Annotated in this window: 29 protein-coding genes and 1 riboswitch; of the genes, 14 read left to right on the top strand and 15 right to left on the bottom strand. The window is 60.9% G+C overall.

The window, feature by feature from the left end:
• Window positions 1-43: 43 nt before the first annotated feature.
• The 7 genes from RA29_RS03200 to RA29_RS03170 are packed head-to-tail and all read right to left on the bottom strand — an operon-like array spanning window position 44 to window position 7046.
• Entirely contained in the window at window positions 44-1273 is a 1230-nt protein-coding gene (locus RA29_RS03200; protein ID WP_039682866.1) for a tetracycline resistance MFS efflux pump, read from the bottom strand.
• Entirely contained in the window at window positions 1270-2592 is a 1323-nt protein-coding gene (locus tag RA29_RS03195) for a lyase family protein (RefSeq protein WP_039682864.1), read from the bottom strand. The genes RA29_RS03200 and RA29_RS03195 overlap by 4 nt, the downstream gene beginning before the upstream one ends.
• A 3-nt stretch (window positions 2593-2595) precedes the next feature.
• Window positions 2596-3384, bottom strand: a complete 789-nt coding sequence (gene pcaD / locus RA29_RS03190) for a 3-oxoadipate enol-lactonase (protein ID WP_039682862.1) — start codon at window positions 3382-3384, stop codon at window positions 2596-2598.
• A 5-nt stretch (window positions 3385-3389) separates the two neighbouring features.
• Complete coding sequence (locus RA29_RS03185) at window positions 3390-4580, bottom strand: endonuclease/exonuclease/phosphatase family protein (RefSeq protein ID WP_039682860.1); 1191 nt, start codon at window positions 4578-4580, stop codon at window positions 3390-3392.
• Window positions 4577-5548: a threonine/serine dehydratase gene (locus tag RA29_RS03180; protein WP_039682858.1), complete on the bottom strand. Its 972-nt coding sequence runs from the start codon at window positions 5546-5548 to the stop codon at window positions 4577-4579. Before RA29_RS03180 ends, RA29_RS03185 begins: the two co-directional genes overlap by 4 nt.
• Entirely contained in the window at window positions 5545-6363 is an 819-nt protein-coding gene (locus RA29_RS03175) for an alpha/beta hydrolase (RefSeq protein WP_039682856.1), read from the bottom strand. Before RA29_RS03175 ends, RA29_RS03180 begins: the two co-directional genes overlap by 4 nt.
• Window positions 6360-7046, bottom strand: a complete 687-nt coding sequence (locus RA29_RS03170; RefSeq protein ID WP_039682855.1) for a haloacid dehalogenase type II — start codon at window positions 7044-7046, stop codon at window positions 6360-6362. Before RA29_RS03170 ends, RA29_RS03175 begins: the two co-directional genes overlap by 4 nt.
• 133 nt (window positions 7047-7179) lie before the next feature.
• Between RA29_RS03170 and RA29_RS03165 the strand changes: the two genes are divergently transcribed.
• Window positions 7180-7614, top strand: a complete 435-nt coding sequence (locus tag RA29_RS03165; protein ID WP_039682853.1) for a peptidylprolyl isomerase — start codon at window positions 7180-7182, stop codon at window positions 7612-7614.
• 45 nt (window positions 7615-7659) lie between these two features.
• Here RA29_RS03165 and RA29_RS03160 read toward each other — a convergent pair whose 3' ends face one another.
• From RA29_RS03160 to fabA, 4 genes are all read right to left on the bottom strand, one after another.
• The gene (locus RA29_RS03160) at window positions 7660-8031 is read right to left on the bottom strand and encodes a hypothetical protein (RefSeq protein ID WP_039682850.1); all 372 of its coding nucleotides are present in this window, start codon (window positions 8029-8031) and stop codon (window positions 7660-7662) included.
• A 210-nt stretch (window positions 8032-8241) separates the two neighbouring features.
• Entirely contained in the window at window positions 8242-9033 is a 792-nt protein-coding gene (locus RA29_RS03155; protein ID WP_039682848.1) for an enoyl-ACP reductase, read from the bottom strand.
• Between the two features lie 9 nt (window positions 9034-9042).
• A complete protein-coding gene (fabB, locus tag RA29_RS03150; protein ID WP_039682847.1) occupies window positions 9043-10272 on the bottom strand; it encodes a beta-ketoacyl-ACP synthase I in 1230 nt (409 codons plus the stop codon).
• 33 nt (window positions 10273-10305) lie between these two features.
• On the bottom strand, window positions 10306-10815 hold the full coding sequence (gene fabA / locus RA29_RS03145) for a bifunctional 3-hydroxydecanoyl-ACP dehydratase/trans-2-decenoyl-ACP isomerase (RefSeq protein WP_039682846.1): 510 nt from the start codon (window positions 10813-10815) through the stop codon (window positions 10306-10308).
• 131 nt (window positions 10816-10946) lie between these two features.
• Here fabA and RA29_RS03140 point away from each other — a divergent pair, with 131 nt between their 5' ends.
• The 3 genes from RA29_RS03140 (at window position 10947) to RA29_RS03130 (ending at window position 13053) form a co-directional block, all read left to right on the top strand.
• Window positions 10947-11732 carry a 2OG-Fe(II) oxygenase gene (locus RA29_RS03140; protein ID WP_039682844.1) on the top strand — a complete coding sequence of 262 codons (786 nt, stop codon included), beginning with the start codon at window positions 10947-10949 and terminating at the stop codon, window positions 11730-11732.
• Window positions 11733-11815: 83 nt separating this feature from the next.
• Window positions 11816-12235 (top strand): iron response transcriptional regulator IrrA, encoded by a 420-nt coding sequence (gene irrA / locus RA29_RS03135; protein WP_039682842.1) that lies wholly within the window; start codon window positions 11816-11818, stop codon window positions 12233-12235.
• Between the two features lie 80 nt (window positions 12236-12315).
• A complete protein-coding gene (locus RA29_RS03130) occupies window positions 12316-13053 on the top strand; it encodes a methyl-accepting chemotaxis protein (protein WP_152612910.1) in 738 nt (245 codons plus the stop codon).
• A gap of 45 nt (window positions 13054-13098) precedes the next feature.
• Here RA29_RS03130 and RA29_RS03125 read toward each other — a convergent pair whose 3' ends face one another.
• Window positions 13099-13965: a glycosyltransferase family 2 protein gene (locus RA29_RS03125; protein WP_039682838.1), complete on the bottom strand. Its 867-nt coding sequence runs from the start codon at window positions 13963-13965 to the stop codon at window positions 13099-13101.
• A gap of 117 nt (window positions 13966-14082) precedes the next feature.
• Here RA29_RS03125 and miaB point away from each other — a divergent pair, with 117 nt between their 5' ends.
• The 9 genes from miaB (at window position 14083) to RA29_RS03080 (ending at window position 22618) form a co-directional block, all read left to right on the top strand.
• On the top strand, window positions 14083-15405 hold the full coding sequence (miaB, locus tag RA29_RS03120; protein ID WP_039682836.1) for a tRNA (N6-isopentenyl adenosine(37)-C2)-methylthiotransferase MiaB: 1323 nt from the start codon (window positions 14083-14085) through the stop codon (window positions 15403-15405).
• A 278-nt stretch (window positions 15406-15683) separates the two neighbouring features.
• Complete coding sequence (locus RA29_RS03115) at window positions 15684-16205, top strand: OmpA family protein (RefSeq protein WP_052249493.1); 522 nt, start codon at window positions 15684-15686, stop codon at window positions 16203-16205.
• Window positions 16206-16215: 10 nt separating this feature from the next.
• Window positions 16216-16518, top strand: a complete 303-nt coding sequence (locus RA29_RS03110; RefSeq protein WP_052249441.1) for a hypothetical protein — start codon at window positions 16216-16218, stop codon at window positions 16516-16518.
• A 145-nt stretch (window positions 16519-16663) separates the two neighbouring features.
• Complete coding sequence (locus RA29_RS03105) at window positions 16664-17656, top strand: PhoH family protein (protein WP_039682835.1); 993 nt, start codon at window positions 16664-16666, stop codon at window positions 17654-17656.
• Window positions 17657-17716: 60 nt separating this feature from the next.
• Entirely contained in the window at window positions 17717-18211 is a 495-nt protein-coding gene (gene ybeY, locus RA29_RS03100) for an rRNA maturation RNase YbeY (protein ID WP_193743478.1), read from the top strand.
• Window positions 18212-18257: 46 nt separating this feature from the next.
• On the top strand, window positions 18258-19145 hold the full coding sequence (locus tag RA29_RS03095; protein ID WP_039682831.1) for a hemolysin family protein: 888 nt from the start codon (window positions 18258-18260) through the stop codon (window positions 19143-19145).
• Entirely contained in the window at window positions 19142-20659 is a 1518-nt protein-coding gene (gene lnt / locus RA29_RS03090; protein ID WP_052249440.1) for an apolipoprotein N-acyltransferase, read from the top strand. The genes RA29_RS03095 and lnt overlap by 4 nt, the downstream gene beginning before the upstream one ends.
• Before the next feature lie 9 nt (window positions 20660-20668).
• Window positions 20669-20718, top strand: a riboswitch (SAM-SAH riboswitch).
• 3 nt (window positions 20719-20721) lie between these two features.
• Window positions 20722-21903: a methionine adenosyltransferase gene (gene metK, locus RA29_RS03085; protein ID WP_039682829.1), complete on the top strand. Its 1182-nt coding sequence runs from the start codon at window positions 20722-20724 to the stop codon at window positions 21901-21903.
• A 118-nt stretch (window positions 21904-22021) separates the two neighbouring features.
• Complete coding sequence (locus RA29_RS03080) at window positions 22022-22618, top strand: hypothetical protein (RefSeq protein ID WP_342666376.1); 597 nt, start codon at window positions 22022-22024, stop codon at window positions 22616-22618.
• Between the two features lie 11 nt (window positions 22619-22629).
• On the opposite strand, the gene RA29_RS03075 is transcribed toward RA29_RS03080, so the two are convergent.
• From RA29_RS03075 to RA29_RS03065, 3 genes are all read right to left on the bottom strand, one after another.
• The gene (locus RA29_RS03075; protein WP_152612909.1) at window positions 22630-23163 is read right to left on the bottom strand and encodes a hypothetical protein; all 534 of its coding nucleotides are present in this window, start codon (window positions 23161-23163) and stop codon (window positions 22630-22632) included.
• A gap of 92 nt (window positions 23164-23255) precedes the next feature.
• Complete coding sequence (locus RA29_RS21715; RefSeq protein WP_152612908.1) at window positions 23256-23576, bottom strand: MarR family transcriptional regulator; 321 nt, start codon at window positions 23574-23576, stop codon at window positions 23256-23258.
• Window positions 23577-23720: 144 nt separating this feature from the next.
• Window positions 23721-24338 (bottom strand): hypothetical protein, encoded by a 618-nt coding sequence (locus RA29_RS03065; protein ID WP_039682825.1) that lies wholly within the window; start codon window positions 24336-24338, stop codon window positions 23721-23723.
• Window positions 24339-24755: 417 nt separating this feature from the next.
• Between RA29_RS03065 and rpsA the strand changes: the two genes are divergently transcribed.
• Window positions 24756-26432, top strand: coding sequence for a 30S ribosomal protein S1 (gene rpsA / locus RA29_RS03060; protein ID WP_039682823.1), 1677 nt, complete (start codon window positions 24756-24758; stop codon window positions 26430-26432).
• Window positions 26433-26528 lie beyond the last annotated feature (96 nt).

The following is a 26528-nucleotide window of genomic DNA, read 5'->3' as shown; positions in this document are numbered from 1 at the left end:
GTGGCGCAGCGGCTCCGCGCAAGCAAGTCGGAAAACGACCTGATCAGGGCGCTGTTGAACCGCGGACGCCGGGTGACGGTCGTGGTCGGGCGCTGCGCATGAACACCATGAGTGCCACCGCAATCAGGACCGCCGCCAGCAAAAAGGGCGCGCCGGGCAGGTAGATCCCGTTTGCCGGTTCCGTGAACCTGTAGAACACGAAGGTCATCAGCATCGGTGACACGATCATGGCAAGGGCGGCGATGGAGACGAGCGCGCCTTGCAACTCGCCCTGTTCGTCATCACCGACTGCTTTGGACATGATCCCCTGGAGTGCCGGTGTGATGACGGCGGGCAGGGCGGCCAGCGGTGTTAGGATCAGGAGCCACGTGCCCGAACTGACGAACCCGATCAGCAGGAATACCGCCACGTCCGCGACATGGCCGTAGATGACGGCCCCCCGTTCGCCCATCAGTCGCAGCATGGGCCGGATCAGCCCACCTTGTACCACGGCCATTGAGATCCCAAACAGGCTGAGCGACAGGCCGACCATGCCGGGCGACCAGTCGAACCGCTCTGCCGTGTAATAGGCCCAGATGGCCGGGTAGACCGTGAAGGCGACCTGGTAGATGAAAAAGACCAGAAGGAGTGGGCCGAGGCCGGGCAGCTTTGCCAGGTGCCGGAAGAGGCCGAACGGGTTGGCACGTCGCCACGCAAAGGGGCGGCGGATGCGGTCATCGACCGTTTCCTTGAGCACGAGGTAGCCGAAGACCGCGTTCGTCGCTGCAAGGCCCGCCGCTGCGTAGAAGGGCGCACGGGTGCCGTATTCGGCCAGAAAGCCGCCCAAGGCGGGGCCTAACACGAAGCCGAGACCAAAGGCCGCGCCGATCAGGCCGAAATTCGCGGCCTTGTCTTCTGGTTTCGAGATGTCGGCCATGTAGGCGTTGGCTGTTGATTGGGTGGCTGCGGTAATCCCGCCCACGACCCGGCCCAGCAGCAGGAGCCAGATGGTGCCTGCGACGGCCATGACGAGGTAGTCAACGGCCAATACGACGAGCGACAGGAGGAGGACGGGGCGGCGCCCGTAACGGTCCGACAGCGCGCCGAGCAGTGGGCCAAAGAGGAACTGCATTGCCGCAAAGGTGGTGGCGAGGACACCACCCCACAGAGCTGCCGTACCGAGACCTGCGCCCTGAACCTCCTGTATCAGGTCGGGCATCACCGGCACGATCAGCCCGATGCCCATGGCGTCGATCATCACCGTTAGCAGGATGAAGACGACCGGCAGCTTCACAGGGAGGACACCCGCGCGGCAAAGCGGCGCGCCTGATCGGGTGCGGCGCCCATCTGCGCCTTTGGATCGAATAGATCTGCCGGCAGGTCGGGATGGGCTGCGCGCGCCACGGCTTCGAGCGATGTGCCTTGTGCGGTGGCGTCGGCGATCAGCGTTTTGGTCGCTGTTTGGGCGTCTGGGCGCGGCATATTTGCAGCGAGCGCAAAGCTCAGCGCTTCGGCGTGGACACTGCCCAGACCGTCGAACTTCGCCGCCATCGCGTCAGTGTCGGGGCGCCACTGCGCCACGAGGTTTTCTGTTATCTGCAGCGCGGCGGCGCAGGACAGGGCGATCTGCGGCAGCACCATCCATTCAGTGAACCACGCAGCACCGTCGCGCTGGTGCTGGTGGCTTGCGGAGGCGTGCAGGCTCGCCGTTAGTCCGGTCATCTGAAGCCCAAGAGCGGCGAGCGCTGATGGTCCCACCGGGTTCTGCTTTTGTGGCATGGTGGACGAGGACCCGGCACCGGACAGCACCAGTTCGGCGCTGTCCGTGGCAGTCAGGGCCACGGCTGTTTGACCCAGACCCGCGAGCGTCGCCACGATGCGCGCCATCCAGTCCGCGACGCGCAGGATGGGTCCGCGGTCGGTGTGCCAACTGCGGCCCGGGTCGCCCAACTTCAAGGCGTCGGCCAGTTTCGCGCGTGTCTCACTGGCGTGTGGTCCCAGTGCAGATGCGGTGCCTGCCGCGCCGCTCAGGGAGACCCAGAGGGCGGCTGTTTTCACTGTTTCGAGGTCATCAAGCGCATCCGCCAGTGGTTGTCCCCATTGGGCCAGAACGGCTCCCCAGCTTGTCGGCGTTGCGTGCTGGCCGTAGGTGCGGGCGACCATGGGGGTGTCTGCATGGGCGTCGGCTTGCGTGCCGAGGTGTTGCAGCAAGCTGCGCAGCATCGCCTCTTGCGCGGCCAGCGTCTGGCGCAGGCGCAGCATCAGCGCAGTGTCGATGATGTCCTGGCTTGTGGCGCCCCAATGGGCGTATTGGGCGTGTTCCGGGGCCTCCATCGCTTTGCGGAACTCGGACACGAGGGCGGGGACACTGACCCCGTTCTGGCCGGTGGCGTCGGCGAGGCCGCCGGGGTCGATCTGTACCTCCAGCGAAGAGCGGTGGATGAAGGCGGCGCTGATTTCGGGGATCACGCCCTGCGCGCCTTGCACCTTGGCAAGCGCCCCTTCGACCAGCAGCATGGCGCGCACTTCGGCGCTGTCGGTCCAGAGGCGGCCCACGTCGCCTGTTGGGAACAGCTTGGCGTAGAGCGCTGATGAAAACACCGAAGCTGCCATGGATCAGATATGTCCTGTTGCACGCATAAAGTCGGTCAGGACGCGGGCGTATTCTTCGGGCTGTTCGACGCAAGGAAGGTGGCCTGCCTTGCGGATTAGGTGGAACTGGCTGCCGGGGATCAGGCCCGCCGTTTCGCGCACGAGGTCGGGCGGGGTTGAGCCATCTTCGGAGCCCGCAATGCCCAGCGTGGGCAGGCGCAGCGTCGCGGTAGTGGAGAAGAAATCGGTGCCTGAGATGGCGGCGGAGCAGCCTGCGTATCCTTCATCTTCTTGCCGGGTGAGCATGTTGCGCCACAGCTCCAACTCGACCCCTTTGTGGAAGTCGCGCGAGAACCAACGGTCCATGACGGCATCCGCCAGTTTTTCGATGCCGCCTGTGTTCACATCTTGGATGCGGTCGGCCCACATCTCTTTCGTGCCGATCTTGGCGCCGGTGTTCGACAGGACCATAGCGCGCATCAGGTCCAGCCGTTTCACGGCAAGGCCCTGGGCGATCATGCCGCCGATGGAGAGGCCGACGAACATCACATCCTTGAAGCCAAGCATGTCCATCAGCGCCTCGCAATCGCTGACGAGCGCGCCCATGGAATAGGGGGCGGGCGGGCAGGTCGACAGGCCATGGCCCCGCTTGTCAAACCGCAGGATGCGCAGGCCGTCGGGCAGCAAAGGCAGGATCGGATCCCAGAGCCGCATGTCGGTGCCGAGCGAGTTGACGAAGACGACAGGCGCACCGTCGTCCGGTCCGTCAATCCGGTAGTGCAGGCGAACGTCGCCCAGGTCGGTCATGTGCATTGTCGTTAATCCTTCAGTCGCATATGCGCGATGATCTGCCCGTGATCCGAGGCCAGCTTGTTGTACGGTGCCTCGGCATGGCTGCCATCGGTGAGATGATCGTTGAGCACGCTGAAATAGTCCATCTGTCCTATGCTTTCCGGTGCGTCAGCCAGGAAGTGGCGGGACATATAGATCTGGTCGATGCTTTCATACACGCCGCCGAACGCGGCCGTATAGACCATGTCGCGGGTGGATTTGCGGATGAACTGCTTTTCTGCCGAATGCAGGCGGACCGCTTCTATGGTTTCGCGGATTTGGGCGTCTTCGTCTTCCGAATAGCGGTCGCGGGGTGTTTCGCCGTCGTGGCGCAGCATCCAGGCGTAGTTTTTGAACGGGACCTCTCCGCTGATGATTTCGGAGCTGACGGCGTGTTCGCCATCGTTGAAGTCGCCCATTGCGATGACCGGGTGGCCCGCCTGTAATTCGGCGACAATCGCGCGGCGCAGAACCCACGCTTCGGCCATGCGGCGTAGAGAGGCCCGCAATCCCCCGAGTGCGCGACCCACGGGATCGTAGCTCGTGAGGTCAACCTCGGGCGGGAAGTCTGCGCCGTCGGGCCGGACGAATTCGCCCAGTTTCGATTTGAGGTGACAGTTGAACACGGTGATCACGTGTCCGCCGATGGGCACGCGCACCTTCAGGATGGGTCGGCTGAGGCGGGTCAGGCGAAAGCTGCCGCCGCCGTCCGGACCCATTGGGCCGAAATCGATGTCGACGGGGGTGGCCAGGTCCTGAATGATCTCGGGTTCTCCCACGAAACCGAAGCGCGACAGGATCGCGACCCCGGGTCGCCTTTGACCCGGCCCGCCGTCGTTCACGTTGGGTGCAACTGCCAGCGCGGCATCGGTATAGGGGCGGTAGGCCAGCTTGCGGAAGATCGCCTTGCGCCGGTAGCGTTTGTTAGGACCGGGAATGTGTTGAGCGTTGTCCGCCATCCCTTCGGCATCCGCGGCGTCGATCACGGCGCGCAGGGCGCCTTCTTCGAAAATCTCCTGAAAACCGACGATGTCGGCGTCCATCGTTTGCATCTGTTCCGACAGCCAGTCGACTTTCCAGGCGTATTCCTCGGGCGTGTAGGATTGGAAGCGGTAGTATTCCTGATCGGGGCCGATCAGGTTTTTGACGTTGAAACTGGCGATGGTGAAGTCGGTCATGCAAGTGTGTCCAATGCGCGTTGGAAAATATCGTGGTCCACGTTGCCGCCCGAAATCGTGACGACCACGTCATCCCCTTCAATCTGATCCTGCCGACATAATGCGGCAGCAAGGGCCACCGCACCGCCGGGTTCGGCCACGAGTTTGAGCCGGAGAAACGCCTGCGCCATGGCGTAAAGCGCTTCGTCTTCGCTGACCACCAGACCGGGGCCGCAGAGCCGGTGCAGGATGGGAAAGGTCAGATCGCCGGGCTGGGGCGTGATGATGGCGTCGCAGATGTTGCCGGAGACTGCGGTGTTGCGTTCGATGGTGCCGGAACGGAGAGAGCGGGTCACGTCGTCGAACCCCTCGGGCTCCGCCGGGCGGACGCGCAGGCCCGGTGCTTCGGCCTCGAGCGCGAGGGCGATGCCGCTGGTGAAGCCGCCCCCGCCACAGCAGACGATGACGTCTGCGGCAACGACGCCTACGGCGGCCGCCTGTTCCGCGATTTCGAGGCCGGTGGTGCCCTGACCGGCGATCACCTGTGGTTCATCAAAGGGTTTGACCAGCGTTAGGCCGCGGTCTTCGGCCAGTTGCGCGCCGATGGCGTCGCGGTCGCCGGAGCCGCGTTCGTATAGGACGACTTCGGCCCCGAGTGCCTTGGTGTTCTCGATCTTCAGGCTGGGTGCGTCGCTGGGCATCACGATGACAGCAGGCACGCCGTGCATTTGTGCGGCCAATGCGACACCTTGAGCGTGATTGCCGCTGGAAAAGGCGATGACGCCTGCGCTGCGTGTGGCGTCGTCCAGTGCCGAGAGGGCCGAGAGCGCGCCGCGGAACTTGAAGCTGCCGGTGTGTTGCAGGCATTCCGGCTTGATCCACACCCGACGGCCCGCGATGTCGTCGAGGAAGGGCGAGTTCAGGAGCGGTGTGGTGCACGTGTGCCCGTTAAGCCGGGTGGCTGCGGCCCGGATCATGTCGATATTCATGTCATCTGCTCCATCCAGGTGCGTGTTGCGCGCAGCGCTTCGGGTTCGTCAAGGAAAGGGACGTGCCCGCGGTCCGGCACCTCGGCATAGATCATATCGGGGCGGCGATCCTGCATCTTTTGGGCGATCCCGGCGCTGAGCAGGTCGGAGCCCGCGCCGCGGATCAGGGCGAGCGGTTTGCCTGCAAGCGCGTCGAAGAAGGGCCATAGGTCTGGAAGCTCACCACCTGCTTCGACCGCGTCACGCAGGTGTGGATCGTAGGTGATGTCGAGGCCGTCATGCGTTTCAATGAAATGAGTCCGCGCCTCTTGCATCCAGCGTTCGGTTGGCACGTCATCGAACCCTTTGAGGACATGGGGTAAGGCAGCCGCGGCTTCGGCGTGGCTGCGTGCAGCGGGGCGTTTGCCGAGATAGGTCATGATTCCGCTCAACCCTGCGGGATCGAGTTCGGGGCCGACGTCGTTCAGCGCCGCGCCAAGAAGTCGGTCGGGTGCCGCAGCGGCGAGGCCCATCGCGTTCAGCCCGCCGCGCGAGGTGCCAAGTATGGCGACCGATGCAAGTGACAGGTGGTCCATCAGCTCCATCACGTCGCGGATTTCGATGGGCAGGGTATAGTTCTGCCAGTTCTGGTCCCATTGCGACTGCCCGCGCCCGCGATAGTCCATCTTGATCAAACGGCAGGGGGGTAGGTGCGGGGTCACGTATTGGAAGTCTTGGGTCGTGCGTGTCAGGCCGGGCAGGCAGAGGAGGGGAAGGCCCTGGCCCTCATCCTCAAAATAGAGGGTGAGGCCATCTGATGTTTGGAAGGTGCTCATGCGGTGGCAAGCTCCGGGATGGATGTGAGGTCGGACAGCATGTGTGAGGGCGTCCAGGGCAGGCGGTCCATGGGCTCGCCTGCGCGGTTAACCCAGGCTGTGGTGAAGCCGTAGCCGGCGGCACCGGCGGCATCCCAGCCGTTGGAGGAGACGAATAGCACCTCGTCCCGTGCGCAGCCAAAGCGCTGGCCGACGAGGTCGTAGACCCGGCTGTCCGGTTTGAAGATGCCGACGCTCTCGACCGATAGGCAGTCGTCCAGAACGTTTCCGATACCGGCAGATTGGACGGCCCCGTTCAGCATATCGGGCGAGCCGTTGGATAGGATGGCCGTGTTCAGGCCTGCGTCCCTTAGGGCGTGTAGCATTGTCGGCACTTCCGGATAGGCTTGCAATTCCCAATAGAGAGCCAAGAGGCGTTCGCGCAGGGCCGCGTTTCCGTCCAGCCCGCTGCGCTCAAGCGCCCAGTCGAGGCCGTCTTGGGTCACCTGCCAGAAATCCGTGTGTGCATTGGTGATGGCGCGCAGCCATGTGTATTGAAGCTGTTTCAGTCGCCAGTGTTCGGCCACCGTGGGCCATGTGTCGGCCAGTTGGGGAAAATCGGGCTCGGACGCGGCAATGCGCGCAGCCGCCGCCACGTCGAAGAGGGTGCCATAGGCATCGAAGATACAGGTGGTGATGGGCATGGCGCTCTCCTTTGCGGGCAGAGTTGCACGCGGCGTCAGGGACGAAAAGGGGCGAGGTGGGGTTTACCCTACTCACGCGGACAGGCAGGGTGTGGCATCTGTCGGGCAGACAAGAACGATTGGGAGACGGATCATGGCGGCAATCAAGGACGGCGACACCGTGCGCATCCACTATACTGGGACTTTGCTGGATGGCACCGTATTTGACAGCTCGGACGGGCGCGATCCTTTGGAGTTCGTCGTGGGCTCGGGCCAGATCATACCCGGTCTCGATGTTGCCTTGCCCGGCATGACCGAGGGCGAGAAGAAAAAGGTAAGCATTCCCTGCGATCAGGCGTATGGCCCTATCAACCCGGCACTGCGTCAAGGTGTGCCGAAGGATGCGATCCCGGATGACATTCAGCTTGAAGTGGGCCTGCAATTGCAGATGCAGACGCCGCAAGGCCAGCCCATGCCGGTGACCGTTGTCGAAGTTGGTGCGGAGGAGGTCACGCTGGACGCGAACCATCCGCTGGCTGGCAAAGACCTGATTTTCGACTTTGAGGTGGTGTCGATCAACGCTGGCTGACGCGCGTTCACGCTGGCGCGGAACGACGCCCCACCCACCGTCCCTTTATCCGCCCGGTGGCAGGGTTCTTAAGGTTTGCGCGACGTCGTTGGCCTGCGCCTGCACGTCAATCTGCTGCGTATTGGTGGGGTATGTTGCACCAAGGCGGCGCACGGGCACGGCGTCAGTCGGCATGCGCCGCACATGAACGTCTTGCGGTGCCTCAAACCCGCTTTGCTGCTGCGTGCGCGGAGGCACGTCGTGGGCCATCGCAACCACATCCTCGACCACGCTGGGGTTCATGCGCAGAAGCAGCAGCAGGCCCATACCCGTAAGGGAAAAGACCAGACGTCGTAGCCAATTCGACCGACGCAGGCGCGCGGCGCGCCGCTCGAGGATGCGGGCATGGTGTGCCGGGTCTTTGGCTTTCGCAAACATGGTAGAAGCCTATGTGATGAAATTGGCAATTTTGGGGCGCGTGCGCGCAGTGTGCATGCGTAAAGGTTGAGCATTGGTTAAGAGCGCCGCGCGGAGGGCGCGCACGGGGATCGTCGGCACGTTGCCGTTACTCATATGGTTTGAACGTGAATGCGCAGATATTCCGTCGCGTAGTGCAAGACACGTGCGCCCGATGAGCCACGTTGATGCCTACAGGTGATCCTGCTGCGGCATGCCCAGCACGTGAAAACCGCCGTCCACGCGGACAACCTCACCCGTGGTGCAGGCACCTGCATCCGAGCAGAGGTAAACCGCCGTGCCGCCAACAGCCTCCAGCGTTGCGTTCGAGCGCATCGGGGCGTTCTGGTCGGTGTGCTTGTACGTCTTGCGTGCGCCTGCGATGGCGGAGCCTGCGAGCGTTTTCATCGGGCCGGGCGAGATGGCGTTCACGCGGATGCCCTCGGGGCCTAGATCGTTGGCGAGGTAGCGGGTGGCTGATTCCAGCGCCGCCTTGGCCACGCCCATGACGTTGTAGTTCGGCACAACGCGGTTTGACCCCAGATAGGTGAGCGTTAGCAGCGTGCCGCCGTTCTCGACCATCATGGGGTGCGCGCGGCGCGCGACCTCGACAAAAGAGTAGGCGGAGATTTCCATCGAGTGCTTGAAGTTCGCCCGGCTAGTGTTCAGGAACCGGCCTGTCAGTTCGGACTTGTCGGAATAGGCGATGGCGTGCACGAGGAAGTCGATGGTGTCCCAGCGGGCCTGCAGCGCCTCAAAGGCCGCATCAAGCGATGCGTCATCGGTCACGTCCACGTCCACCATGAAGTCAGACCCGACGCTGGCGGCCAGAGGCTCCAATCGCTTGCCGAACGCTTCGCCCTGATAGGTGAAGGCCAGCTCGGCCCCCGCCTCGTGCATCGCCTTGGCGATGCCCCAGGCGATCGAGCGGTCGTTGGCAACGCCCATCACAAGGCCGCGTTTTCCTGTCAGCAATCCTGTCATGGCGAAATACTACCCGTGAAATTTCGAAAGGATCATGGATCCGTTGGTGCCGCCGAAGCCGAAGGAGTTTGTCATCACCGAATCGAGACCCGCGTCGGGCCGCATTTCCGTTGCGATCTCGGAAGCGTTCAGACCGGGATCGAGGGTTTCGACGTTGATCGACGGTGTGATGAAATCGTTGTCGAGCATCAGGAGGCTGAAAATCGCTTCAAGCGCACCGGCGGCGCCTTGGGCGTGGCCCGTCATCGACTTGGTGGAGCTGACGGGCGGGGTGCTGCCCTCGCCAAAGACGCGGCGGACGGCTTCGATTTCGCCCACGTCGCCGACGGGGGTCGAGGTGCCGTGTGCGTTGATGTAGTCCACGCTACGCCCGTCGGGCAGGGTTTGCAGGGCCAGCCGCATGGCGCGTTCGCCGCCTTCACCCGAGGGCGCCACCATGTCGTGGCCGTCCGAAGTGGCGGCATATCCTGTCACTTCGGCGTAGATCTTGGCGCCGCGTGCTTTGGCGTGCTCCAGTTCTTCCAGAACGACGATGCCGCCGCCGCCGGAGATCACGAACCCGTCGCGGTCCGCATCAAAGGCCCGGCTGGCCCGCGCGGGGGTGTCGTTGTATTTCGAGGACATCGCGCCCATGGCGTCAAAGAGGCAGGAGAGGGTCCAGTCCAGTTCTTCTCCGCCGCCGGCAAACATCACGTCCTGTTTGCCCAGCATGATTTGTTCTGCCGCATTGCCGATGCAGTGCAGCGATGTCGAGCAGGCGCTGGTGATGGAATAGTTTATACCCTTGATCTTGAACCCGGTGGCGAGGTTGGCGCTGATCGTCGACGACATGCATTTTGGCACCGCGAAGGGGCCGATGCGCTTGGTTGCGCCGGTTTTCAGAACGGTCTGGTGCGCGGTCAGCATGGCGGAGGTTGAGGGTCCACCGGACCCGGCGACGAGGCCGGTGCGCGGGTTCACGATGTCAGCTTCCTCCAGCCCTGCATCCGCGATGGCTTGCGTCATAGCGATATGGGCGTACGCCGCTCCTGGTCCCATGAACCGCAGCGCGCGCTTGTCTACATGTTCTTTGACGTCCAGCTTGAGCGTTCCGGCGATCTGGCTGCGAAAGCCGTGTTCGGCCATCTCTTCGCTGGCGACGATTCCCGAGGTGCCGGATTTGAGGGAGGCGAGCACCTCTTCGGCGTTATTGCCGATGGACGACACGATTCCCAAACCGGTGACAACAACACGGCGCATGATCAGGGTCCTTTCTGGCCTCGGTCCGACAGGTCAGCTTTCTGACAGAGCGACTTTCATGTCCTTGACCTGATAGATCACTTCGCCGTCAGCTTCCACCCGCCCGTCGGCCACACCCATGGTCAGGCGGCGAGTCTGGATCGCTTTGGTGAAATCTACATAGTAGGTCAGCATCTTGCGGTCGGGCCGGACCATGCCGGTCAGCTTCACCTCGCCCACGCCCAGGGCATAACCGCGCCCCTGCCAGCCGCGCCAGCCGAGATTGAAGCCGGTGAGCTGCCACAGACCGTCGAGGCCGAGGCAGCCGGGCATGATCGGGTTGCCGGGGAAGTGGCAGTCGAAGAACCACAGATCCGGGGCGATGTCGAATTCGGCGACCACATGTCCCTTGCCATGTTCACCGCTGTCGCCAGAGATGTCGGTAATCCGGTCCATCATCAGCATGGGCGGTTCGGGCAGTTGCGCGTTGCCGGGCCCAAACAGCTCACCGCGGGCGCATTTCAACAGGTCGTCTTTGTCAAAACGGGTGGGGTAGTCTGCCATTGGGGCCTCGTATTGGTCGCGCGTGTGGTCCCGTTTACAGGGTTTTGCCCCTCTAGCACCGCCTGGGCGAAGGGTGCAAGGGCAGCGGGCGCGGCTTGCCAGGTTGTGATTGCTGGGGCACGGTCGGGCGCATGGACCATATTATCGATCTTGATCGCTATCCCCTTCACATGCCCCACAGTGCCGATTGGGAGGCGTTGGTGGCGCAGTGCAAAGCGGGGCTTGCGCGCGACGGGCTGTTCAACCTGCCGGGGTTCATGCAGCCGACCGCTCTGGCTGACGTGCTGGAGCACGTACATCCACGTATGGAGACGGAGAGCTTTCACCATCGCCGCGCCCACAACATCTATTTCAAGGATGCGGTTGAGGGGTTGGCGCCCGACGATCCCGCGCTGAAGAAAGTCGAAACCGCCAACCACACATTGTGCCACGACCAGATGCGGGGCACGGCGCTGGATCATTTGTATCTGTGGCCTGAGTTCGCGACATTTCTGGCGGCGGTCATGGACAAGCCGCAGCTTTTCACGATGGACGATGCTCTTGCCGGGCTGAACGTCCTGGAGTACCGCCCGGGCGAGGCGTTGAACTGGCATTTCGATCGCTCGATTTTCACCACCACACTGTTGTTGCAGGAGGCGAGCGCGGGTGGGCATTTCGAATATGTCAAGGATTTGCGCAGCGAAGATGACCCCAACCATGCGGGCATTGCAGACCTGCTTGAGGGCCGGATCGCCCCCACCACGCTGATCCAATCCGCGGGGACGTTGAATGTGTTTTTGGGCCTCAATACAGCGCATCGCGTATCAACTGTGGGGCCGGGGACCTCTCGCATTGTCGCGGTTCTGTCACACTACGACTCGCCCGGTCGGGCCTTTACGGCAGAAGAACAAATGGGCTTTTTCGGGCGTGTGGCATAATGCGCACCCCCTCTAGGGGCCGTTTTGCGATTGAATTGCAAAACGATGGCCCTTTATATGTAGAGTAACGCCACGAGGACGGTATGACCCAAACGCAGCAAGAGACAGGTATCAAATGGCTGGCAGGTGCAGGACTGCGCCCGACACGTCAGCGTGTGACACTGGCCACGTTGCTGATCGGCGATGGGCAGCACCGACATGTGACGGCCGAAAGCCTTTTTGAATCGGCAAAGTCACAGGGCGAGGCCGTATCGCTGGCAACGGTCTACAACACGTTGCGCGCGTTCTGCGATGCCGGGCTGATGCAGGAGGTCACGGTGGATGGATCGAAAAGCTATTTCGATACCAACACGCACGACCACCCGCATTTCTTCTGGGAAGACGACGCGAAGCTGACGGATGCGCCGTCTGACGAGTTGGTGATTGCGCAACTGCCAGATGCCCCCGAAGGCGCTGAAATCGCATCTGTGGACGTGGTCATTCGGCTGCGCCGCAAGCCGTAGTGCGGCGCGACGCGGTCCTTTACTGACAGCTAAGACATTTCGGGTATCGCGTAAGGCATCCTGCCTGACGGAGCCCCGTGTTGTTTGATGACGATTGTCACGATCCTGCCGCGTCCGATGCCCCGCTGACGCGCCTTTTGCAGCTGCAGTGTCGCGCGCTGGCCGCCGTACCGGACGAGTTTCGTGCAGTCGGGACGTGGCTGAACTACGATTGCGCGCTGCTGCCACATCTCGACAGCGAAGAGGATCGCGCACGTATCCTGGAGGATATGCAGCTTGCGCGCGTGAACCTGATGCGCGTGATGCAGTATTTCGATGTGTCAGCGGAGATTCCGGGATACCACACTGATGCGCTGACCTGGTTTCGAGACTGCCTGGGCCGGGCGCCACAAAAAAGCGATCCGTTCCGTGTCACGGCCAATATGCTGTTTGAGTTGCATGACAAGGTGCAGAGTGACCCTGTGGCGGCGAAGGCGATGCACCGGGACGTATCTCAATACATTCTCATGCAATTTGCGCCCGAGTTCATGTCTTTGATGAAACTCCTCAAGGCTGAAGAGGAGGCACAGGAACAGGTTCGCATCCAATATGCAGAGAGGATGCGGGCAAAGGCGGATGCTGCCATTGCGGACATCAAGTCGGTCAGTAAGATGGTCCGCCTCATCTCGCTCAACGCATCGGTTGAGGCCGCACGTGCGGGGGAGGCGGGGCGTGCATTCGGTGTGATCGCGTCGGAGGTCAAGGCAATGTCGGAATCCATCCAGACCTCTGCCAGCACGGTGACCGCAACTGTCCGGGATTTGACGGACAGGATTTAGCAGGCTGGGCGCTGCCCTTTCAGGCGAGCCCCTGTGGCGTCTTTGTCAGAACCATTGCCCGGGTTCCATCAGGCCAAGGTCCAACAATTGCCGTGAGTGCCACTCAAAGGCTGCCGAATTGTGCCACTTGAAGGTTTCGATGTCGTAAGTGCTGCCCGGGTTCAGCTTGAGCGCCTTTGCCGTCCTGAACGAACAGACGGCCGCGGTCAGATTGTGGTGCCATTGGCAGGCATAGGTGTTGTATTCTTCGTCGTTAAAGGTGTGATCCTCGCGCAGCTTGAGACCCGGCTTGGTCTTGAACAGCGAGATTCTGTCGATCTTGCGCCGCGTCTCGGGCACATGTTCTTCGAACCGCCAGCGCAGACCACCGAAAAAGTCCAGTTGCCGGTCTTTCGGATGGCCATCCGATCCTTTCCTTGCAAGCGCGTAGTATCCGGACCGATCCAGATGCGCGCGGTCAAGCGACACCGCGTTGGGGCAGTCCCACAGGTCGTCGGCATAGAGGTCGACGACGTAAGTGAGCATGGCATCACGCCGCTCTTCCGTATGAAAGGCGAGCATTTCGCCCACGGTGCGCGTTTCGCAGAAGGGGTGAAACAGGAACTCTGCATTGTAGCAGTAGAACATCCACGTGCCTGCGGGGACCGCCTTGATCATTGCGTTCACCGCTGTTTGCAGCGCACCCGGTGCGGAAGTGTCAAAATCTATCCGCTGCACGGCTTCAGCCAGGTCTCGCGCGAGGGCGAACCGTTTCGGCATGAAAACAACGACATGCTTGAACCCGGCCTGCTGGTGATGCCGCAACGTGGTGTCCAGTTCCACGTCATCCTCGGCCACAATCACGGCCACTGGCCCTTTGCTGGGAACCGCATCCCGGTCGGCGAGAAATCTTTTCAGACTGTCGAACTGCATGGCCTGGTCCTTGTGGCGCCCGTGACGTCAAATTTCCGTTAATCGGCGGCGCATTGCAAGACGCCCGAGGGGCTGGTAAGCGACGCACTCCATCCGCACAATCCGGGATCCAGGCCCATGACGACGCCCAAGAAGCTCTTTATCAAGACCTATGGCTGTCAGATGAACGTCTATGACAGCGAACGCATGGCCGAAGCGCTGGGCGGGCAGGGCTATGTCGAAACGCAGACACCTGATGACGCGGACATGATCCTGCTGAACACCTGTCATATTCGGGAAAAGGCGGCGGAGAAGATCTATTCCGAACTGGGCCGCTACAAGGGGCTGAAGGCCGACAAGCCGGATCTCAAGATCGGCGTGGCCGGGTGCGTGGCGCAGGCCGAGGGTCAAGAGATCATGCGCCGCCAGCCGATGGTTGATCTGGTCGTCGGCCCGCAAAGCTATCACCGCCTGCCCGAGATGGAGGCCAAGACCCGCGCCGGGGAGAAGGCGCTCGACACAGACTTCCCGGAAGAGGACAAGTTCGAGAAGCTAAAGAGCCGTCCCAAGGCGCAGCGCGGGCCTACTGCTTTTTTGACTGTGCAGGAAGGTTGCGACAAATTCTGTGCGTTTTGCGTTGTGCCCTACACACGGGGCGCTGAAGTGAGCCGCCCGGTCGACCGCATCCTGACGGAAGCGCGTGATCTGGTTGAACGTGGCGTGCGGGAAATCACGCTGCTCGGGCAGAACGTGAACGCCTATCATGGTGCCGGACCTGACGGGTCTGAGTATACGCTGGCCAAGCTGATCTGGGACCTAGACAAGGTCGATGGGCTGGAGCGCATCCGCTTCACCACCAGCCACCCCAACGACATGACCGATGATTTGATCGAAGCGCATGGCACCTGTTCGAAGCTGATGCCGTATCTGCACCTGCCGGTACAGTCTGGCAGCGACCGCATCCTCAAGCGTATGAACCGCAGCCACACCGCAGACAGCTACTTGCGCCTGATCGAGCGCATCCGTGCCGCGCGGCCTGACATTCTGATGTCAGGCGACTTTATCGTGGGCTTCCCGGAAGAGACGGAAGAGGATTTTCAGGCTACGCTCGATCTGGTGGAAGAGGTGAACTACGGCTACGCCTACAGCTTCAAGTATTCCACCCGTCCCGGCACCCCGGCGGCAGAGCGGCCGCAGGTCGATCCGGCTCAGGCCGATGACCGGCTGCAACGGCTTCAGGCATTGATCACCCGACAGCAACGCGACATCCAGAACAGTATGGTAGGTCGCACCGTCAGCGTACTGTTTGAAAAGCCGGGGCGCCTGCCCGGTCAAATGGGTGGCAAAAGCGAATACCTGCACGCGGTGCACGTGGCAGATGCCCCGGTCAGCGTTGGCGAGATCGCTCAGGTGAGAATCGTTGACGCTGCGGCAAACTCGCTGGCGGGTGTGATTGACTGAACTCCAAAGGTTGCCGCCATTTTCAACAGAAAAGGCTCGGATCAGTTGTAAGTCTGACCTTTTCCGGCACAATATCTGGTAAAAGCGGGTTCACAGATCGTTAATTTTTTCCTAGGCTTTGCAGCAGTGTAGCAAGGGTCCGTCTGGTTTCAGGCTTGTTGGTGATCCTTGTGGGGGACCAACAAAAAAGGGACAGGGCTGTGGCGAAATTCTTTTCGAAAACAGTTGATAGGCTTCTGACCACCGCGGCTGCCACCGCAGTGGCGTTGACGTCGCTGATGGTTGCGGATGTATCCGCGCAGACCTTCAGCACCGACACGCGATCGCAACAGGGCCGCGACAGAGGACAATACATTCCGACGATCTGGGTCGATCCGGATGGGTGCGAACACTGGGTCATGGACGACGGGGCAGAGGGCTATATGACCCCGCACGTCAACCGCAAAGGCATCCCGGTCTGCCGGCGCGGAAACCTGTGCGGTGTGATGAACACAGACCAATTCTTTAAGACCGACAGCTTCCGCATCCATGCTGCGGGCAAACAGCGCCTGAGCGAATTCTTCAGCAATTCCACTGCGCAGGCTTTTATCATTACGGGCCATACCGACAGCCGCGCGAGCGATGCGTATAACCTGCGCCTGTCGCTGAACCGTGCCAATGCAGTTGCCGCCGTTGCACAGCAATCGGGCGCGCGGATCGCGGATGTGCGTGGGTATGGCGAGCGACTGCCAGCACAACCCAACAACACGGCCAAAGGCATGGCAGCCAACCGCCGTGTCGAAATCATCTGCATTCAGTAAGGGACGTATCATGGCAAATTTGAAATTCGTCCCGCTCGTCATTGCTGGTTTGACACTTGCCGCCTGTGGCGACGGCCTACCACCGGACAAGACCGTGGACCGTGGCACCGACCGCAAGGACCTGAGCCAACTTCAGGCAGGCATCTGGGTCGATCCGAACGGTTGTGACCACTGGATCATCGACGATGGTGTCGAAGGCTATCTGTCGGCACGCCTGGACCCATTCGGCAAGCCGGTCTGTTCCGGTGTGGCCCAACCCACCTACACCGCAGGCGACTTCAAGGGCGGATCGCGGATCAACGATCCCAATTGATGTTTCGCATCACAACGCCAAAGGCCGGAGCGTATCGTGCGCTCCGGCCTTTTTTGTTTCAATTGCATGAAATCCACGGCGCGCCCGTTGCACCCACAGGCCGAACTTGCGACGCTCGGCTTAACAAAGACTCAAGGAGCAGCATTTGACCCTAGACCAACCAGCCCAGGAACTGGTCCTGGAATTTCCCGACAACCGTCTGCTGATCGACCTCTGCGGTCCCTATGACAGCCATCTGACGGCCATCGAATCCGCGCTGGAAGTGCAGATCGTGCGACGAGGAAATGTACTGGCCGTCATGGGAGAGGATGCGGCGCAAAAGCGGGCGGGCGAGGTGTTGAACGCGCTCTACCTGCGGCTTGAAACCGGCAAGGATGTCGAGCCCGCGGATGTGGACCGCGAGTTGCGCATGGGTAATTCGGCCGAAGGCACAGGGAGCCGCCAGGGCGACCAGCTGGAGATGCCTGTTGGAAACCGGATCGAGATCAAGACACGCAAGAAGCTGGTCGAGCCGCGCACCGATGCCCAAAAGGCCTATGTCCAGGCGCTGTTCGACAACGAAATGGCCTTTGGCATCGGACCTGCAGGAACGGGAAAAACCTATCTCGCCGTCGCTGTGGGCGTCTCGATGTTCATTTCGGGCCATGTGGATCGGATCATCCTCTGCCGCCCCGCGGTTGAGGCAGGCGAAAGGCTGGGTTTCCTGCCCGGCACGCAGGAGGAAAAGGTCGATCCCTACATGCAGCCGCTCTATGACGCGCTGAACGACTTTCTGCCGGGCAAGCAACTGGCCAAGCTGAAAGAGGAAAAGACGATCGAGATCGCGCCGCTTGCCTTTATGCGCGGCCGCACGCTGAGCCGTGCTTTCGTGGTGCTGGACGAAGCGCAGAACGCGACCACCATGCAGATGAAGATGTTTCTGACCCGGCTTGGAGAAGGCTCGCGCATGGTCATCACCGGTGACCGCACCCAGATCGACCTGCCGCGCGGCGTTGCCTCTGGTCTTTGGGATGCAGAACGGCTGCTCAAGTCAATCCCCAACATCAGCTTCAATTATTTCACGTCCAAGGATGTGGTGCGCCACCCGCTTGTGGCTGCAATCATCGAAGCCTATGAGGCGGATGCGGAGAGCGCTTAGTCTCTTCCCTGTTTCAAAAAAATCCCGGGGGTCCGGGGGCTGGCCCCCGGTTTGTGACGCCTGCAACACGACATAGACATCCTGATCGAAGATGCGCGCTGGCAAGAGGCCGGTCTCGACACGCTGGCCCACCGTACCATTGCTGCCACATTGGAAGATCGCGGCATTCCTGCCGCATCTGTGTCGCTGCTTGCCTGCGATGATGCACGGATCGCGGTGCTCAATGCGGACTTCCGTGACAAACCAATGCCGACCAACGTGTTAAGCTGGCCCGAAGAGGATTTGTCGCCCGAAGATGCCGGGCACCCACCGGACGCGCCGCAACCCGGACCGGATGGCACAATCAGTCTTGGCGACATTGCCATCGCTTACGATACATGCGCGCGGGAAGCGGTCGATCAGGGCAAGCCGTTTGAGGCACATGTGACCCATTTGCTTGTTCACGGAACGTTACACTTGCTGGGCTATGACCATATTCGTGACCCTGACGCCACGCGGATGGAGGCGTTGGAAATCGAAATACTTGGCAAACTGGGCCTGCCTGACCCATATTAGGCGCTGTTATGGGGCTTTGCCCCAATTGTGACTTGGATAGGAGCCAATGGGCGATACCGACGGATCGTCTGACGCGGCGCAGCGCGCGCAGTCAGACACTGACATGACCGAACCTTCGAAAAGCGGTGGTTTTCTCGCGCGCGTGATTGGCGCGCTCAGCCCCAATGACAGCGATGAGGCGTCATCTGACGCACCGCCCGTTCGCCCACAGTCTCATGGCATGATCAACCTGCGCCGGTTGCGGGTAGAGGACGTCGCTGTACCCAAGGCGGACATCACTGCCGTGGCCGATACTATGTCGCTCGACGAATTGGTGCAGGTGTTCAAGGACAGCGGCTATACCCGCTTGCCTGTCTTTGAGGGCACGCTTGATACGCCCATCGGCTTTGCCCACCTCAAGGACGTGGCACTGCAGCACGGTTTCAACGGTGGGGCGGCCAACTACGACCTGCGCGCGCGCCTGCGTCCGCTGCTCTTTGTGCCGCCATCAATGACCATCGGTGTTTTGCTGACCAAGATGCAGACGGAACGTCGGCACATGGCGCTGGTGATTGACGAATATGGCGGTGTTGACGGCCTTGTCACCATCGAGGACCTGATCGAACAGGTCATTGGTGAGATCGAGGATGAGCACGATGTCGACGAAGGTGTGCTTTTCACTCGTGAAAAGACCGGCTGCTATCTCGCCCTCGCCAAGACCCCGCTCAAGGAATTCGAGGCCGAGATCGGTGTCTCTCTGACCACCCACGACGATGTGGATGAAGAAGAGATCGACACGCTTGGCGGGCTGGTCTTCATGCTGGCCGGGCGCGTGCCCGCGCGGGGTGAGGTCGTCCTGCACCCTGATGGCCCGCAATTTGAGGTGATTGACGCCGACCCCCGTCGCATCAAGCGGATGCGCGTCCGGTTGAGCGGGCCGGAACCCGCAGAATGAGACATCCGGGTGCCCGGATCGCGCAGGGTCCGCTTTGGGCACAGGCCGTGTTGGCGGTGCTGGCAGGCGCGTCAGGCGCATTGGCACATGCGCCATTCGACAACGCAATTGCCATTTTGATCCCACTCATTGCTGCGTTTGGCCTGTTGTCTATTGCGCGCTCAACAGCCGCGGCCGGATTGCTGGGCGTCGCTCTCGGCACCGGATACTTCGGGGCGACCCTCACCTGGATCCTCGAACCCTTTCAGGTCGATGCAGCGACAACGGGATGGATGGCGCCCTTCGCGCTTGTGCTTTTGTCCGTTGGGCTTGGTCTGTTTTGGGGCGCCGCGCTCGCCTTTGCCCGATGGGCCGGGGCGCGTGCTTGGGTTCTGGCCCTTGCGCTGACAGGCACCGAGATGCTGCGCGCCTATGTGCTGACCGGTTTTCCATGGGCCACACCGCCTCAGGCGCTTGTGGGCGGGCTTGCAGGGCAGGTGCTGGCGTGGGGTGGTCCACATGGGACGATGCTGCTGCTCATGGGGGCGGCAGCCCTCGCGTGGACGATGTCACGGCAGTGGGCCAAGGCTGCCCTTATTGTCGCGCTTGCCATGCTGTTGGATGTGATCCCATTGCCGATGTCCGACAGCCCGTTGACGGATAAAACGGTGCGGCTGGTGCAGCCCAACGCGCCCCAGCATGAAAAGTGGGATCCCGCACGCATTCCGGTCTTTATCGACCGCCAGATCGAGTACACTGCGGACGGTGCCGTGCCGGACCTCGTCGTCTGGCCGGAGACGGCGCTGCCCTATCTCTTGGAGCACGCGCAACCGGCCTTTGACGTGATTGCGGATGCCGCCCGCGGCGCGCCCGTTGTACTGGGCATCCAGCGCAGCGAGGCGGGCCGGTACTTCAACAGCCTTGTTGTACTGGACGCGACCGGGCAGGTGGCACAGACCTATGACAAGCACCATCTGGTGCCATTCGGTGAGTATATGCCCTTGCCCGGGCTCTTTCGCAGCCTGGGCATTCAGTCGCTCGCGGACCGTGTAGATGGCGGGTACACAGCCGGGCCTGGACCGCTTCTTCTGGACATGGGGCCCCTTGGCTCTGCTTTGCCGCTCATCTGCTATGAGGCCGTCTTTGCGCATGGTGTCGGGGCAACGTCCGAGCGTCCTGATTTCCTGATGCAACTGACAAATGATGCGTGGTTCGGGATGCGCTCAGGGCCGCAACAACACCTTGCGCAGGCGCAGATGCGAGCCATTGAACAGGGGCTGCCTCTGATCCGGTCCGCCAACACCGGGATCTCGGCTGTCATTGATCCAAAGGGGCGGATCACTGCGGCACTCGCCCTGAATGAGGCAGGATATGTGGATGCACAGCTGCCTGCCCCCGGTGCACCAACACTCTACAGCCAGACCGGAGATCTGCCGTGGGTTCTGTTTGTTTTGCTGGGTCTGATCGGCGCCGTGTTGCACCGCGCACGGACACGCCGCGCGCAGGCCATTGACGCCCCCGCGCCCGAAGCGTAAGCGGTTCCCGACGCGCCACAACGGCTTCCTGACGTGGCGCGGATAAACCTAATGGAGCGCTCATGTCCCGCAAGAACTACACTTTCACCTCGGAATCCGTTTCCGAGGGCCACCCGGATAAAGTCTGCGACCGCATCTCCGATGCGGTGCTTGATGCGTTGATCGCGGAAGAGCCCGAAGCCCGCGTCGCCTGCGAGACATTTGCCACCACAAATCGCGTCGTCATCGGCGGTGAGGTGGGCCTGAGCGATCAGGACAAGTTGCAGGACTACATGGGCAAGATCGACGAGATCACGCGCGCCTGCATCAAGGACATCGGATACGAGCAGGACAAGTTCCACCACGCCACCTGCGAGATCACGAACCTGCTGCATGAACAGTCCGCCCACATCGCGCAGGGCGTTGACGCAGCCGGGGACAAGGATGAAGGGGCAGGGGATCAGGGCATCATGTTTGGTTTTGCGACCAACGAGACGCCTGAACTGATGCCTGCACCCATTCACTATGCGCATGCCATCCTGCGCCGTCTGGCAGAAGTGCGCAAAGATGGGACAGAGCCCACGCTTGGCCCTGACGCCAAGTCGCAGCTTTCGGTGATCTACCGCGACGGCAAGCCGGTGGGTGTCAGCTCGCTCGTGCTGTCGACACAACATCTGGACGAGACGCTGAGCAGCGAAGACATCCGCGCCATCGTTGCCCCCTACATCGAAGAGGTTCTGCCGGAGGGCTGGCTGACCGCCGACACGGAATGGCACGTGAACCCGACGGGCAAGTTCGTGATCGGTGGACCTGACGGGGATGCCGGTCTGACCGGGCGCAAGATCATTGTCGATACTTATGGCGGCGCAGCCCCGCACGGGGGCGGCGCGTTCTCAGGCAAAGACCCGACCAAGGTGGACCGGTCGGCGGCCTATGCGGCTCGCTATCTGGCCAAAAACGTCGTGGCTGCCGGGCTCGCGGACAAGTGCACCATTCAGTTGTCCTACGCCATTGGTGTGTCAAAGCCGCTGTCGATCTATTGCGACACCTTTGGCACAGGTCAGGTTCAGGACGCGGCGATCGAGAATGCCGTGGCAGAGGCCATGGATCTGACGCCCCGCGGCATTCGCGAGCATCTGGCCCTGAACAAGCCAATCTATCAGCGCACCGCAGCCTATGGCCACTTTGGCCGCGCGCCCGATGCTGACGGCGGGTTCAGCTGGGAGCGCACGGACCTGGCGGACGCATTGAAGTCTGCCGTCTGACACACCGTTGCAGGTGCGTCTTTGGACGCGCCTGTTTCAATCGATCACCAAACGGTGCTTGGTATTTGAGCCATTGCTGGCCTAGCCTTTGTCTATCCAAAGATGAAAGGCGTCCGACGTGGCTGTTTTCCGTACGACATGTGTTGCATCCGTTCTCTTCGCTCTGGCCGCTCTTGGCCCTGTCCACGCCCAGACATCTGGCAACGGTTCAGAGGCCGAGGTTCTGCCTGAGGCCGATGCATTGCCCGAGGCGCCGCTCGAGCCGCCTATGACGCTTTTGCGGATGGCTGAAATCATCCGCGCGATTGACCCCGCAGCGCAACCTGCTGGAAACGCGATTCAGTTCACCATCGAAGACATCCCGATCATCGTAATTGCGGACCCGGTTGCGGACCGTATGAGAGCGATGGTGCCGATCCGCTCTGCCGACGGCCTGGATACTTCGGAACTGATGCGGCTGATGCAGGCCAATTTCGACAGTGCCTTGGATGCGCGCTATGCCGTGGCGCAAGGACGGCTCTGGGGTGTGTTCATTCATCCGCTCAGCTCGCTTGAAAAGGATCAGCTTCTGTCGGCTTTCGTGCAGACCATCAACGTGGCGCGCACTTATGGCCAAAGCTATTCCGGCGGCGCCACCGTCTTTGGCGGCGGCGACAGCAACGGGATCTATCAGGAGCTGCTGAAAGAGCTTCAGGAACTCGGCGAAGAAATCTGATACTTTGGCTGCTAGCGCGTCGTGCGCATGTACCGGAACAGTCCCATCAGAAGCGCGAGGACAAGCAACAGGCCCAGCATGTCACCGATCATGTACTTGAACATGCTCAGGATGAAGTCGTCATGCGGGATATTGCGATGACGTATGACGTGGACCAGCACCGAGATCATGACTGACGCCGCAGCGCCGCCCGCAATCATTGTGCGCCAGGCCCGGCCTGCCGTTACATTGCGGCGATCTTCGCGGGTTGCCCAGTCGAGCGTTGCAAAGATTGCTGGCGCGGTTCCGTAACTTGCCAACCAGGTGATGTAGGTCACAATAGTGTCGAACGGCATCCCAACCCAAAAGATGTTTCCGACGACGATGCCGGGCGCTAAGTAAATCAGACAGCGCCATCCTTCGAAAAAGGCAGAGATAACTTTGATGCCAAAGGGCAGATAGAACAGCGTTGCTAGGGTGGGCAGCATCGGCATGAACAGCCGCTGCCCCTCCATGATCAGTTCCCACGTGACGAAATAGGCGACGATGATAGCGCCGCTGTGCAAACCAATCTTTAAAAATACATCACTGTTCAGCCGAGCTGATGTGTTCAGGGATTTTGACAAGCGAAATGCTTTTTTGTTTGGGCGTCAGCTCCTTAAAACTGACCTGACGCGCGATCCGAGAGCCGGTAAAGCCCCATGGGAAACCCTTCGCATCGTTCGATCAATCCCCGTTTGATCAATTGTTTGAGAGTTCTGTGAAAAGTCGGTTGTGAGATTTCCTTGACGATCGGGTTGGCGCGCACGACGTCGGTCGAACACATTCCATCGTCGGACTTGCTGTCCTTGATACATGCACAAAAAGCTAAGACGATGTCGCGTTCGTTGCGCGACAGCTCGTGCATGCCGAAGTCTTTCTCCATCTCTTCGAGCAAAGCGCGAAGTTGTGCGATCTGCCCTAACAGTTTTGTATCCACGGTACACCCAACCTGCAGTGCTTTTGGCGCACCGCTTTTCACTGTTACTACTGTTTTTCAGTCATTCTGACAACATAAGCTCGGCGGAAAAGCGCTTTTGCTTACGTCTGGTAGTCAAATTTCATGCACAGCGTTGCATCTGCGCTATGATGCGCGGAAGAAGGCGTTCGTAACCGCAAAGTGCAGCGCAACAGACATTTCATACTCGGACGCGGGCAGTCGTACGCTCGCATCTGAAAAGTCGGGGTTTTCCCGGTGCATAACACATGTTCGCGAGAACGACTGTGACATGGTCAAAACGGCAAGCCCGCGGCTGGTCTGCCGCAGTTCGGAGAGCTGAATGAAAGTGTTCGCGACATTCGGGATTGCGTCGAGATCCAGCGCCAGCATGATGTCGGCGCCGTCGCAGCACCCAGCCAGTTGGAATGCCGATGCGACGTCGTTCAGCTGCGTGAGGGAGTTCATGCGGTCTGCCAGCGCATTCATCGTCGGCCGGGCAGTCGATTCGTCGTCGCAGATAAGAAACACATCACGCGCCCAGAGGTCACCGCTTTCTATGAGCGTACTGGCCCCGTCAGCGGTTTCGGGATGTTGGGTGCCGGAATTAAGAGTGCCGTCGATCCGCGTTGGAAAGGCGACAACATTATTTGAGCGTGCTCTGGTTTTAAGTCGACCAACGGTCTGGTTGGCGGGCACAATCTCGGCATCGCTCACGTGCAGTTCTGAAGCACGTGCTTCGTAGTCAGCGTCGTAATGATCCATCTTCTTCCCCAAGACAGTCTAAATGAAAACCCCAGATCGCAGATGTTTAAAATTTGCGTTTATTTGTAGAACTTCTTGTGGGGCTTATACTCTAAGGTATAGTCATAATGACTATGTTTCCGGATTGTCAATCAATCCGTAGGGCTTCTGCTGTCACAATTTCGATCAAAACCAAGGTTCAATGTTCCTGCACATTCACTAAGGCGATGGCGCCCAGCTTGCGACATTGGTGAAGCTGGACTATACCGCGCGCGTTGCTGCGTCGTGATGATTCACGGCCATTGAAGGGTCCCGACTGGTCGGTGACCCTTGATGTGTTGGGAAACGGCGCTGCGACCAAAGGCTCAAACCCAGCAAGACCGGCGGAGACAACCGCTCGGCCCGAAAAACTGAACATAGTTAGGAAACCGACGCCACATGGCTGATAAAATGATGGAGGAATTCGAAGCCCTCCTGCAAGAAAGCTTCGAAATGGACACACCCGAAGAAGGGTCAGTTGTCAAAGGTAAGGTCCTCGCCATCGAGGCAGGCCAAGCCATCATCGACGTAGGCTACAAGATGGAAGGCCGCGTCGAGCTCAAAGAATTCGCAAATCCCGGTGAAGCGCCCGAAATCTCTGTCGGAGACGAGGTCGAAGTGTACCTGCGCGCGGCCGAGAACGCCCGTGGCGAAGCCGTCATCTCGCGCGAGATGGCCCGCCGTGAAGAAGCCTGGGATCGCCTGGAAAAAGCATATGCCGACGACGCCCGCGTCGAAGGCGCCATATTTGGCCGCGTTAAGGGTGGTTTCACCGTCGACCTCGGCGGTGCCGTGGCCTTCCTGCCCGGTAGCCAAGTTGACGTCCGCCCCGTGCGTGACGCTGGCCCGCTGATGGGTCTGAAGCAGCCCTTCCAGATCCTCAAGATGGACCGCCGTCGTGGCAACATCGTTGTGTCGCGTCGCGCGATCCTCGAAGAATCCCGCGCCGAACAGCGCGCCGAGGTGATCGGCAACCTGTCCGAAGGTCAGAATGTCGACGGTGTCGTCAAGAACATCACCGAATACGGTGCGTTTGTTGACCTGGGCGGCGTTGACGGCCTGCTCCACGTCACCGACATGGCATGGCGCCGCGTGAACCACCCGTCCGAGATCCTCACCATCGGTGAGACGATCAAGGTGCAGGTCATCAAGATCAACAAGGAAACCCACCGCATTTCGCTGGGCATGAAGCAGCTGCAAGAAGATCCCTGGGATCTGGTGGCCGCCAAGTACCCGCTGGAAAGCACGCACACAGGCCGCGTCACGAACATCACCGACTACGGTGCGTTCGTCGAACTGGAGCCGGGTGTCGAGGGTCTCGTTCACGTGTCCGAAATGTCTTGGACCAAGAAGAACGTGCACCCCGGCAAAATCGTGTCCACCTCGCAAGAGGTTGAGGTCATGGTTCTGGAAATCGACGGTGCCAAGCGCCGCGTGTCCCTGGGCCTCAAGCAGACCATGCGCAACCCGTGGGAAGTGTTTGCAGAAACGCATCCCGAGGGCACAGAGGTCGAAGGCGAAGTCAAGAACATCACCGAATTCGGTCTGTTTGTTGGCCTCGAAGGCGACATCGACGGCATGGTTCACCTGTCCGACCTGTCATGGGACCAGCGTGGCGAGGAAGCCATTCAGGACTACCGGAAGGGTGACATGGTCCACGCGGTTGTGTCCGAAGTGGACGTTGAGAAAGAGCGCATCTCGCTCTCGATCAAGGCGGTTGGTGGCGACAAGTTTGCCGAAGCCGTGGGCGGCGTGAAGCGCGGCTCGATCGTGACCGTCGAAGTGACAGCCATCGAAGATGGCGGTGTCGAAGTGGAATATGAAGGCATGAAATCCTTCATCCGCCGCTCCGATCTGTCGCGTGACCGTGCCGAACAGCGCCCCGAGCGTTTCTCGGTCGGTGACAAGGTGGACGTCCGCATCACCAACATCGACAACAAGACCCGCCGTCTGGGTGTGTCGATCAAGGCGCGCGAGATCGCCGAAGAGAAAGAGGCCGTGGAACAGTACGGTTCGTCCGACTCCGGTGCATCGCTCGGCGATATCCTGGGCGCCGCGCTCAAGGGCGACGACTAAGCCTTACGCACATGAGTGTTTTCGAAGGGGCCCTGCGGGGCCCCTTTTTCTATGTCAGATTCGGTGTTCGAATCGCGTCTGATACAGGTGGTGCAC

It is taken from the genome of Tateyamaria sp. ANG-S1, assembly GCF_000814025.1.
Classification (GTDB): domain Bacteria; phylum Pseudomonadota; class Alphaproteobacteria; order Rhodobacterales; family Rhodobacteraceae; genus Tateyamaria.
The sequence above is the reverse complement of the archived record's forward strand: the minus strand, read 5'-3'. Positions and strand labels throughout refer to the sequence as shown.